Source organism: Streptomyces sp. NPDC104367 (assembly GCF_055583825.1).
This window is the reverse complement of record NZ_JBVJND010000032.1, coordinates 116,216-127,161: the sequence shown is the minus strand read 5'-3', so window position 1 is coordinate 127,161 and position 10,946 is coordinate 116,216. Positions and strand designations below refer to the sequence as shown.

The window sequence follows — 10,946 nt, the reverse complement described above, 5'->3', positions numbered from 1 at the left end:
CTCTCCGCGCTCGCCATCGGACTCGGCGTCCACATCCAGTCGCTCCCCAAGGGCGCCCACGTCGACATCAAGTCCCTGGCCACCCGCTTCCCCGAGGGACGCACCCGCATCTCCGCCGCCTTACGGGAACTGGAGACCGAGGGCTACCTGCGACGCGAACGCAAGCGCATCCCCGACGGCCGGATCATCACCCGCACCGTCTCCTGCAACCGACCCGGACACCACGGCCGTCAGTCCGAGACCGAACCCGCAGCACGACCGAAACCACCGCGGAAACCGCCCCGCAAAGCCCTCCCCGCAGTCCCCCAGCCCTCCTGCACCGCCCCCGCACTCCTCCAGCAAGCCCTTGACGTCCTCGCCGGACTCCGCCGCCACGACTCCCGACTGCTGCTCTCGGCCACCGACACCGAACACCTCGCCCCCGGAGTCGCCGCCTGGCTGGAACGAGACGTCACCCCCACCGCCGTAGCCCACGCCCTCAGCCACGACCTACCCCCCGGACACCTGCACCGCCCCGCCGCCCTCCTCGCCCACCGACTCACGGACAAGCTGCCGCCCCTACCGCCGTTCCGCCCACCGGCGCAGCCCCGGCCGGGGCCACCGCCCCCACTCCAGAACTGCGACCGCTGCGACCGCGGCTTCCGCTCCCCCGCCCCCGGACACTGCCGCGACTGCCGAACCGAACCCCCGGAGGCCGCCCAGCATGAAAGCCACGATCCTTGCCCCCGGGCGCTGACGAGAAGCGAGCGCCATGAGCACTGAGGCCGACGACGCGCAGCAGGGCGCCTCCCACCGGTACCGGGCCATGCGGGACTTCATCCAGTCCACGGACGACACGGTGCCCGGCACATTCGAGATCACCAAGGAAGGGATCGTTCACGACATGATGGCGCCCGTCGGCCCACACGGGCTGACCACTGCGCATCTTCGGAAACGCCTCGAAAGGGTCATGCCGGAAGAGCTCGTGGCCCATACGGGCGAGCCTGATGTCGAGGACGAGTCCGAGGGGATCATGCGTCGCCCCGATCTGATGGTGATCGCCTGGAAGGACATGGACGTCCCGGGCTCCTTCGACCCGCGCGCCCTCATCGCCGCCGTCGAGGTCGTCTCCCGCTCCAACCCCGAGAACGACTGGGTCTCCAAGATCCGCGACTACCCCCTCATCGGCATCCCGGTCTACGCGGTCTTCGACCCCCGTACCGGCACCGGCCGTCCTCACCGACATCCACCCCACCCCCGACGGCCCGCGCTACGCGACCCGCAAGGACTTCCTCTACGGCGAGGACGTCACCATCGGCGAGTGGACGATCGCCACGGACGGTCTGCCGCGTTATCAGCCCAGTGCTCGGTAAGGGCGCTCAGGTGAGGGCGTAGGCCTCGTAGCGGACGGCGTCGGCGGTGCGGGCCGCGGAGGCGACGGCGAGGGTGCGGTTGAGCCAGTGGTAGCGCTCGTCGCCGGTCTCGAAGCGGCAGAAGAGCCGGAAGTAGTAGGCGGACGGGTCCACCTGCTCCCCGGCGGCGATCCGGGCGAGCACCTCGGGCGAGCCGTGGCGGACGCCGGAGGTGGAGATGTAGATCAGGGCGCCGTCGTGGGTGCGCAGCGTGTAGCGGGTGTCGATGGCGGCGGTGCCGTCCGGCTGGACGACCTGCCAGTCCGCGCCGCCGGACAGGATCGTGCCGGACAGGCGGGGTCCCTCGAAGTCACCGCCGGTGATGTTGATGATCTTGCGGTGGCCCACGGGGGTGGTGCCGAGATCGAGCGGCGGGTCGAGTTCGACGCGGAAGGTCGCGAGCGGTTCCAGGTTCACGGTGCGGTGCTCTCCTCGCGGGCGGGTTCGGGGGCGGCGGGGCGGTGCGGGGCCGCCGGTCGGGGTGAGGTGTTCCCGGCCAGGCGGCCGACGCTCCAGGAGTGCCGGTCGTTCAGCGCTTTGGCGTCGAAGCCGGCGATGTTCTTGTAGGAGGCGGCGATGCGGGCCCGCTCCTCGTGCGGGACCACGTCCTCGATGTCGGTGAAGCCCCCGGGGGCGCGCTCGTGGGCGATCTTCATGACGACCTCCGGGCCCATCCGCCGGTTCGACTCCTGGAGCGAGGTGGTGGCGGGGCGCCGCAGGGCCTCGTAGGCGGCGAGGTCGCCGTGGGCGAGGCAGTGGGCCAGGACCCGGGCGTCGAGGACGGCCTGGGAGGCGCCGTTGGACCCGATGGGGTACATGGCGTGGGCGGCGTCGCCGAGCAGCGTGACCCTGCCGTGCGTCCAGCGCGGGAGGGGGTCGCGGTCGACCATCGGGTACTCGTACACGGCCTCCGCACCGGCGATGAGGGCGGGCACGTCGAGCCAGTCGAAGCGCCAGTCGGCGAAGTGGCGGCCCACGACGGCCGCGTCGGCGGGGCGGTTCCAGTTGCCGCGCTCCGGCGGCTCGCCCTCCAGCGGCCGCTCGGCGATCCAGTTGACCAGCGGGCGGCCGTTCCCGGTCTCGATCGGGTAGGCGACGAACTTCTGGGTGCCGTCGCCCGCCATGATCATGGAGCGGCCGGTGAGGAAGCCGTCCCCGCGGGTGACGCCGCGCCACAGGACCAGGCCGTTCCACGGCGGCGGGCCCTCGTCGGGGTAGAGGTGCGCGCGGACGGCGGAGTTGATGCCGTCCGCGCCGATCAGCAGGTCCTCGTCGCCGGGCCCGGTGATCCTGCTGCCGGTGACGACGGCGTGCGCGCCGAGACGTTCGCGCACCGCGTCCAGCAGCAGCATCTGGAGCCGGCCGCGGTGCACGGAGTACTGCGGCCACGCGTACCCGGCGTCCCGGCCGCGCGGCTCGGACCAGATCGGGGTGCCGTACCGGTTGAAGTAGGCGAGTTCGGCGGTGGCGACGGCGATGGCGTCCACCCGCTCGCCGAGACCGAGTTCGGTCAGCTCGCGGACGGCGTGGGGCAGCAGGTTGATGCCGACGCCGAGCGGCCGGATCTCCTCGGCCGCCTCATGGACGGTGACATCGGTGAACCCCGCCGCGTGCAGGCTGAGGGCGGCCGTGAGACCGCCGATGCCGGCCCCTGCGATGACGATGCGCACGGGCGCCTCCGTTTCCGTGTCCGAAGCCCCATCTTGTTATGGCCGTAACAATAACCCGGCCGACCGGTGCCGACCCGGGCCGCCGGCCGGGGAGACTGGGGGCATGAGCACAGCGCGCCCCGGCGATCCCGACGACGACCTGCCCGCGGACCTGCGGTACGCGGCCACCGCACGGGAGTGGCTGGCCCGGAGCCGGACGCCCGCGGAGGCGGAGGCGTTCACGGTCGCGCACCATCTGCTGCAACTCGCGTACCTGCTCGTCACCGACCTGGAGTCCCGGGTGCACCGGCCGCGCGGCTGGACGCTGCCCGGGTTCCGGCTGATGTTCAAACTGTGGGTGCTCGGCCCCACCCAGCCGGTGCGGCTGGCCGAGATCGCGGTGATGTCCCGGTCGGCGGTGACCAACGTGGTGAACACCCTGGAGCGGGGCGGTCTGGTCGAGCGGCGCGCGGTGCCCGGTGACGGCCGGGCGGTGCTGGTGGCGCTGACGGAGGCGGGCGAGCGCGCGGTGCGGGAGGCCTTCGCCGAGCAGACGGCGCGGGAGGAGCAGTGGTTCGGGGTGCTGGACCGCCCGGAGCAGGAGGCGCTGGCCGGGCTGCTGTCACGGATGCTGCGGTCCCGCCCGGCCGACCTGACCTGACCTGACCTGACCTGACCGCTAGGGTCGGGCCGGTTTCCCGTCGCCGTACAGCCATGTCTTCCAGATCGCGGAGAAGTCCTCGCCGGGTGCCGCCTTCTCGACGTACGCGGTGAACCGGGCGGTGTCCGCGTTGCCGTGGCGGTGGGCGGCCGACCAGCCCCGGACGATGGCGTGGAAGCGGTCGTCGCCGACCTTCTGGCGGATCTTCTGGAGGACCATCGCGCCCCGGTCGTAGACGGGCCGCTCCGAGATGTACGCGGCGCTCGGCGGGTCGGCGGGCGGGAAGCCCCAGAGGTCCTCGTCGCCGGCCGGGGTGGCGTAGACCTTGTCGAAGGTGCGCTGGGCGGTGGGGCCGCCGTGGTCCTCGTCCCAGAGCCACTCCGCGTAGGTCGCGAAGCCCTCGTTGAGCCACATGTCGCGCCAGGTCCGCGGGGTGACGGAGTCGCCGTACCACTGGTGGGCGAGCTCGTGGACGAGGGTGGCGGTGTCCGGGGCGCCGGGGAAGACGGGCCGGGTCTGGGTCTCCAGCGCGTACCCGGCGTCCGCCGGGCGGTCCACGATCGCGCCCGTGGAGGAGAACGGGTAGGGGCCGAAGTTGTCCGCCTCCCACGCGATGATCTCGGGGATCCTCGCGAGCACCGCCCGGCTCGCCGTCACCTGCGTCGGATCCACCGCGACGTACACCGGCAGACCGCCGGGGGTCGTGGAGCGGGTGACCGTGTAGCGGCCGACGGCGACCGTGGCGAGGTAGCTCGCCATCGGCTCGGCGCTGTGCCAGACGAAGGTGGTCCGGCCGTTCTTCGTCGTCTCGCTCCTCAGCTCCCCGTTGGAGACGGCCTGGAGGCCCTCGGGGACGGTGACCGCGATGTCGTACGACGCCTTGTCCGAGGGGTGGTCGTTGCCGGGGAACCAGGCCATCGAGCCGACCGGTTCGCCGAGGGCCAGCGCTCCGTCGGCGGTGCGCAGCCAGCCCTCCTCGGAGCCGTCGGGGTCGGTGATCTTCTCCGGGCGGCCCGAGTAGCGCACGGTGGCGGCGAAGGTCTCGCCCTTCCTCAGGTCGTCGTGGGGGCGGATCGTCAGCTCCTGGCCCGCCCGGTTCCAGCGGGCCCGGCGGCCCCCGACGGTCACCGAGTCGACGTCCATCCCCGCCAGGTCGAGGTCGAACGCGGTGAGGTCCCGGGTGGCGCGGGCGGTGACGACGGCGGTGCCGGTGAGGCGGCGGGTGCCGGGGTCGTAGGCGAGGGTGAGGCCGTAGTGTCCGACGTCGTAGCCGCCGTTGCCCGCCTTCGGGAAGTACGGGTCGTGCAGGCCCGAGCCGCCCGGGGTTCCCTGGACCCCGCCGTCGCACGCGGTGAGGGCGAGGGCCAGCAGGAGAGAGGCGAGCAGGGGCGTGGATCGGGGCACGCTCGTGATCGTAGGACGCCATGACACCATCGGCATGTGCTCGACATCGGCTACGCCCTCTCCAACCGCTTCCCCGACCCGCCCCAGACCGACTACCGGCGGGTGGACGTGCACGCGCTGCGGCACGACCTGTTCTGCGGGGACGTCTATCTCGCCGACACCAAGGCGGACCGGGAGCTGTCCACAGCCTGGGGATGGGTGCCGGTGCTCGACTTCGCGTGGGCGCTGTGCGACATCGTGGAGCGCATCGACCGGGACCCGGCCGGGTCCCGGGCCTCCCGGCCCCAGCACGCGGAGCTCGACTTCACCGAGTCCACCGACCGCATGCTCTTCGAGCGCCGCTTCGGCTGGGTGGACGTCGAGGCGGACTGGATGCGGGCCGAGGAGCCCCCGCTCACCTTCTCCCACGCCGAACTGCGCCGGGAGGCGAGGGACTTCCTCCACGACCTGATCGCCGACCTGACCGACATGCACGAGGACCTCGCCGACAACCCGGCGATCTGGACCCTCCAGGCCCGTTTCCCGAGGGTCTCCTGATCGTTTCGACGCCGTTTCGCGACCGCCAGGTGTACGGGAGTTGACCGCCCGTAGAGCCGCACATGACAAGTGCGGCAGGAGTCGGCGGACAGCGGTTCGGGCAGGTCCGCGGTGCATACGTTGAGGTCGTGCGGACGCAGCGACAGGCAGGCGACAACGGCAAGGACACCCCTTCGGAGACCTCCCGGGCGGCCGGCGCACGGACCGCCGGCCCCAGGGAGAACGCCATGCTCGCCCTCCAGGGGAAGGCGGGGAACGCGGCCACCACGCTCGCGCTGCGCAACGGGAAGGGCAAGGGCGTCTCCCGGCCCGCCGCCGGACGCGCCCGGCCCGCGCCCCCGGCCGTCATCGAGGAGGAGCTCACCGCCCCCGGACTCGTGCTCCCGCCGTACCTCATGGACTTCGAGGCCGCCGGGCTGTCCACGGCGTACGGACTGACCGGGCACGAGTTCGTGCGCACCGCCGTCGCCGCCGTCGTCGGACACGGCGAGGGCACCGTCGCCGAGATCGCCGCCGACCTGGCCGGACGCCCCGAGTCGTACTACGGGCAGGGCCGCGCCTTCGCGGTCAAGGGCAGGACCGGCAAGGAGTGGTACGACGTCACCGTCACCCTCACCCGCGCCGCCGACGACCGCCCGCCCGTCTTCCACCCGGGGGACCTGCTCGCCAACACCGTGCCGGACCCGGACGGAGCGCCGCTCGCCGCGGTGGACGAGGCCGAGGGCAAGGACACCAAGGTCGACGTCCAGCACAACACCGCCGCCACCGTCGCGACCACCGCGAGCGGCGGGGCCGGCACCGGCCTGGGCGGCATGGCCTTCGGACTCGCACCCGTCGTACCGGGCCTGTGGCTGGGCGGCGCGGGCCTCGCCGCCGCCCAGCCCTGGCAGTCCTCGCGGGAGTCCCGCAGCCAGCGCAACGTGGCCGAACCGCGCGTGCTGCGCAGCGACAAGGGCTCGGTGGAAGCGCCCCGCAAGGTCCGCTACGGCGTACGGATCAAGAAGCACGGCGCCGAGAACGCGCAGACCTTCCACGGCCCCGGCACCCTCACCCAGCGCGTGCCCACCGAGCACCTCGTCCCGGCCGGCACCGTGGCCCCGGCCGCCCCGGCCCCCGTCCGGGCGGAGACCGCCCGGCGCGTCTCCCTCGCCGACTCCATGGCCCCGGTCGCGGTCTCCGACGCCGCCGCCCCGCACCAGGGCGGCGGCGGGCTCTTCGACACGGTCGCCGGCGTCCTGCACCCCTCGCTCACCGCGCCCGGCGCACCCGGCCGCGCCCGCCTCTACGAGGCCACCTCCACCCCGGCCGTCCTGGAGGACATGCCCCGGCTGCTGCGCGACGGCGTGACCGGCGAGGACCTGGCGTCCAAGGACGGCAGCAGCGTCGGCAGCTACCGCCTGCACGCCGAGATCACCGGCATGTCCCCCGCCTGGGGCACCGGCGGAACCCAGCTGCGCACCCACCAGCAGACCCAGCACACCGTCACCGAGAGCGCGGGCAAGGGCCGCTCCGTCACCGGCGGCCTGGGCCCGGCCATCGGCGTCGGAGCGGCCGGCAACGCGGCCGTCGTACGGGCCACGGCCATGCCGGTCGCGGCGGCCCGCAAGGCGCGGTTCACGGTGGCCGAGCAGACCGTGTCCAGCCGCCAGGGCGCGGAGGTGCGCGGCGACAAGGTGCTCTACCTCGCGACCGTGGAGTTCACCGCGGAGGGCACGGGACCGCGCTCGGCCGGGATGATCCTGCGGCCCGGGACCCGGGCCGCCCGGCACTCGATGCGGGTGTGGATGAGCCTCAGAGCCGACGAGGCGCAGTCCCTCGGGCTGCCGCTGCCGCCCGGCACCGAGGCCGGCGAGTTCGTCGAGAAGCCCAGACGGACCGACGAGAACGGCGACGAGGTCGACGTCGAGCGGCACCTGCCGTTCGGCGCCATGGGCTCCAGCGTCACCCTCAGCCGGCTCGACACCGGGCCCATGGTGCGCGCGGTGCAGCAGCTGTTCGCGACCGACCCCCGGCTGGCCGGCTACCTGCCCGCCTTCGGCACGGAGACGGTCGCCTCGGTACCGGGCAAGGAGGAGGCCGCCCTCCAGCGGCGCAACCACCGCGAGCTGATGGCCGCCCTGTCCGAGACCAATCTGCGCGTCAACAAGGACCAGCTGACCTCGACCGGCATCCGGGTGCGGCTGCGCCGCAAGAGCACGCTGCACTCGCACGACGTGCAGCTGCGGGTGAGAGGGGAGCTGCGCGAGACCGGCTACCTCGGCGACACCGACAACTGGCTGGTGCGCAGCCACTCCGGTGTCACCGGCAACACCCAGAGCGGACGCAGCAGTTCGCGCTCGATCGGCGGTCTGGTGCTCGGCCAGGCCAGGATCGTCCCCGGCACCCTGACCGGCTCGGCCCGCTACGAGAGACACCGCGCCGGCACCCGCCGCAACCAGGCGGGACCCACCACCCGCACGGACGTCCTCACCAACGGCTCCGAGAAGGCCAGCAGCTTCGGAGCGGCCCTGCGCCTGAACGTCGACGTCACCATGACCTCCCGGCAGCGCAAGCTCGGCCGCGCCCTCATCCCCGGCTCCCCCGGCCAGGACGCCCCCGAGCCCACCACACTGGCCGGCCTGCACCTGGAGGAGCAGGACGTACGGCTGGTCACCCCGACCGAGTTCACCCTCGACGAGGAGGGCAAGCGGCGCCAGGACGCGGTGCGCGACAGGCGGCGGGCGCAGACCCCGCGCCCCGAGCACGCCGTCAGCGCCGAGGGCATCGGCGACCTGGCCACGCTCGTGCCCCGGCCGTCCGTCGGGCAGGCGCTGCGCGACTGGCAGCTGGTGGAGACGGTCGGCGACGGCCAGGCCGTCCGGGACCTCGCCTTCCAGCTGCTGTCCCGGGCCGCCGCCCGCAACAAGGGCGTCCGCGAGGACCCCGCGCTCCGGACGGAGGGGCTCGCGCCGCGGCTGGCGATCGAGGAACGGTTCGGGCCGCAGGCCATCACCGCCTCGCTGCGCCAGGCCGCGTCCTCCGGGTGGGTGGTGAAGAACCTGCGCTACCCGCGCCGGCTCGCCGCGCTCAACGGGGCCGTGGGCACCCGGCTCACGCTGACCAACCCCAAGTTCCTGCACCAGGGGGCCGGTCCCGGCACCGAGACCTTCGTGCTCGGCGGACACCAGGCCGCCGGACAGGAGGGCACCGGCACCACCAGCACGGTGCAGGTCGGCGCCACCGGCTCGGAGAACGGCCCCGAGTGGCGGCTGGGCCAGGGCCTGTCCGCGAACCGCACCAGCAGCGAGGGCGACACCCGGTCCGCGGCCCTGTCCGGCACGATCGAGCGCAACGCCCACACCCCGAAGAAGGCACCGCTCTACCTGGTCCAGTGCGACCTGCTCGTCACCATGGTCGCCGAGGTCAAGGTCACCGGCGGCGGCCCCTACGTGGCGACGGCCGGCCGCACCCTGCCGGCCGAGGCGGCCGTGTGGCTGACCGAGGCGCAGCTGCCGGCGCACATCCGCAGGCAGCTGAAGCTCGACCCCGAACCGGAACCGATGTCCCGGCCCGGGCAGCGGCCGGCCGAGGGCTCCCGCAAGGGCGCTGAACGCGAGGGCCGCGAGCAGGCCCGCACCGGGGACACCGCGGGGTCCTCCACGTCGGCGCCGCCGCGCACCGGCCCGTCCTTCGACCGCGGGCTGCCGCTCGGCTTCGGCATGATCGAGAACCTGCCCAACTTCGTGCCGCTGCTGGCCCGGCTGCGCGCCCGGCTCGCGGAGAACGGACAGCAGGGCCTCGCCGACGACCTGCTGCCCCGGCGGCAGCTGGCCGACCGCAACGACAACGTGCAGCGGCTGCTGCGCGTCCTGGACCGCGACGGCAGCGCCGGGCTGCTCTCCGGCGCCATGGACGGCGGGGTCACCGTCGAGCTGTTCGACGGCCGCAAGACGCCGTACTGGGCGGTGTTCAAGGTCAACCGCCTGGGTGACGGCGGCTACGAGGGCGCGGCGGACGACGGCCGGGACATGGAGTACATCACCGCGGCCGTCACCCAGCAGGCCACCTCCCACGACGAGGGCGTGAGCACCGGCGTGGAGGGCATTTTCGCCGGCTCCGGCAAACCGGACGGCGGGGTCGGGCAGCTGAAGAGCATGGGCGGCGCGGCGGGACTGGGCTACGGCTCGGGCGACTCGCGGCGCTCCGGCGCGGCCGGCCGCGGCCAGCTCGGCATGAAGACGGTCGCGGAGGCGAAGACCGCCAAGTCATCGAAGATGCGGGTGCCGATCGAGGCGACCCTCGAACTGCACCGGGGCGACCGCCGGATGGCGACGGTCTCGCTCGGCCGCCAGGCGCTGACCCACCGCGTCCTGGACAAGGACCTCGCGGCCCTCGGCCGGCTGACCGCGCCGCGCCCCGCCCCGGTGGCGGCCGCCGGGGCGCGGGACGACCGGCCGACCGCGCTCGGCGGCTGGCGCTCCGGCGGGGTGCGGCTGCCGATGGAGGCGCAGGTCAACGGCTTCCAAGGGGCCCCGCAGGTGCGGGAGCTGGTCAACTCCGCGGTCCGGGAGGCGGGCGGCAAGGACCGCTTCCGGACCAAGGGCCAGGCGGCCGCGTACACCCTGCACGAGGCCGTCTCCACCGAGTGGCTCACCTCGGCGCTGCCGCTGCTGACCTCCGCCGGGGCGGAACTGCCGCCGGTGCACGCCACCGGGGCGACGGGCCAGGACCTGCGGGCGTCCCTGCACGCGCGGCTGCGGGACGGGCGGGTGCTGGGCGTCGGCGACAAGATGACCTTCGAGACGGTGGGGCAGAGCCACCTGGAGGCACCGCGGCCCACCCAGACGGACGGCCTCAGCTCGGCCGACCACGGCCGCTCGGCGCGCGGTCTGGCGGGCGCCGGACTGCTCAACGCCGACGAGTTCCGCCTCAACCAGCTGATGGGCAGCGCCGGCGGCACGGGCGGCGGGGCCGACACGGCGGTGAACGCGTCGGGCTCGATGCCGCTGCACAAGCCGAAGCTCTCCTCGGTCCTGGTGCAGTTCACGCTGGACGTGCGGGTGGTGGCGAAGGTGACCGACCGGATGCGCTCCAGCCGTAGCGCCACCGCCGTACGGGAGCTGACGCTGCCCCGGCCGGTGGTGATCCGCATGCCGGAACCCGCAGTCCGCCGCATGATCGCCGCCCAGCCGGCGCTGCTCCAGGACCCGGACGACCTGCTGGGCCTGCGGCGGACGGCGGCGCCCCCACCCCCGGCCTGAGGCTGTGCCGCCGGCGCGGGCCTGAGGCTGTGCCGCCGACGCGCGCCTGAGGCCCGGGGCGGTG

The 10,946-nt window shown here is 73.8% G+C and carries 7 protein-coding genes and 1 pseudogene; 5 read left to right on the top strand and 3 right to left on the bottom strand.

What is annotated here, in order from left to right; all coding sequences use genetic code 11:
• Positions 1-762: helix-turn-helix domain-containing protein (locus ACZ619_RS36235; RefSeq protein ID WP_469608322.1), on the top strand; the 762-nt coding region annotated here is incomplete at its 5' end.
• A pseudogene (locus ACZ619_RS36230) lies at positions 752-1,352 on the top strand (Uma2 family endonuclease). The gene ACZ619_RS36235 and the pseudogene ACZ619_RS36230, both read left to right, overlap by 11 nt.
• 6 nt (positions 1,353-1,358) lie before the next feature.
• Here the strand turns inward: ACZ619_RS36230 and ACZ619_RS36225 are convergent.
• Together ACZ619_RS36225 and ACZ619_RS36220 are read right to left on the bottom strand one after the other, a co-directional pair.
• The gene (locus ACZ619_RS36225) at positions 1,359-1,808 is read right to left on the bottom strand and encodes a DUF3237 domain-containing protein (protein WP_469608319.1); all 450 of its coding nucleotides are present in this window, start codon (positions 1,806-1,808) and stop codon (positions 1,359-1,361) included.
• Positions 1,805-3,061, bottom strand: a complete 1,257-nt coding sequence (locus tag ACZ619_RS36220; RefSeq protein ID WP_469608316.1) for a flavin-dependent oxidoreductase — start codon at positions 3,059-3,061, stop codon at positions 1,805-1,807. The genes ACZ619_RS36225 and ACZ619_RS36220 overlap by 4 nt, the downstream gene beginning before the upstream one ends.
• 103 nt (positions 3,062-3,164) lie before the next feature.
• Here ACZ619_RS36220 and ACZ619_RS36215 point away from each other — a divergent pair, with 103 nt between their 5' ends.
• Positions 3,165-3,701, top strand: coding sequence for a MarR family winged helix-turn-helix transcriptional regulator (locus ACZ619_RS36215; protein WP_469608313.1), 537 nt, complete (start codon positions 3,165-3,167; stop codon positions 3,699-3,701).
• An 18-nt stretch (positions 3,702-3,719) separates the two neighbouring features.
• On the opposite strand, the gene ACZ619_RS36210 is transcribed toward ACZ619_RS36215, so the two are convergent.
• A complete protein-coding gene (locus tag ACZ619_RS36210) occupies positions 3,720-5,135 on the bottom strand; it encodes a M1 family metallopeptidase (RefSeq protein WP_469608332.1) in 1,416 nt (471 codons plus the stop codon).
• Positions 5,136-5,141: 6 nt separating this feature from the next.
• Here ACZ619_RS36210 and ACZ619_RS36205 point away from each other — a divergent pair, with 6 nt between their 5' ends.
• Complete coding sequence (locus ACZ619_RS36205) at positions 5,142-5,642, top strand: hypothetical protein (protein ID WP_469608310.1); 501 nt, start codon at positions 5,142-5,144, stop codon at positions 5,640-5,642.
• Positions 5,643-5,770: 128 nt separating this feature from the next.
• A complete protein-coding gene (locus ACZ619_RS36200) occupies positions 5,771-10,882 on the top strand; it encodes a hypothetical protein (protein ID WP_469608308.1) in 5,112 nt (1,703 codons plus the stop codon).
• Positions 10,883-10,946 lie beyond the last annotated feature (64 nt).